Annotated in this window: 1 protein-coding gene; it reads right to left on the bottom strand. The window is 46.4% G+C overall.

The features are described from left to right. The coding region (locus I6F37_RS44305) for a hypothetical protein (RefSeq protein ID WP_225155032.1) at positions 1–388 on the bottom strand (388 nt) is incomplete at both ends.

Below are 388 nucleotides of genomic sequence, written 5' to 3'. Positions count from 1 at the left end.
CGATGATGCGAAACTTCTTCCCATGACATCGTTGGTAGTGGTTAGACTCGCGCCTATTTGCTCGACATCGCGCCGGTTGCCGCCAGAAAGAATCAGCCTTGTTTTTCTATCGATCATCCATTTTCCGGAGAGTCCATATTTGAATTTGTCATCTTTAAAACCATACGCCGTGTAACCTTGCAAACGCCACAGATCGTTTGGCCCGAAATAAGTGCGACCGCCTGCGCGGATACGATAGCCTTCGACTTCATTATAACCGACAGTTGAAAATATCGGTCCGTAGTCAAAATTGAGTCGGTCAAATTCAATATAACCGCTTCCAAGGATCGCAACTAAGTTATACAGCCGCTGAAACTTGTGCACCGTTTTGAGCGTGTCGAGCATTTTG

It is taken from the genome of Bradyrhizobium sp. NBAIM08 (assembly GCF_020193935.1).
In the GTDB taxonomy this organism is placed as follows: domain Bacteria; phylum Pseudomonadota; class Alphaproteobacteria; order Rhizobiales; family Xanthobacteraceae; genus Bradyrhizobium; species Bradyrhizobium yuanmingense.
The sequence above is the reverse complement of the archived record's forward strand: the minus strand, read 5'-3'. Positions and strand labels throughout refer to the sequence as shown.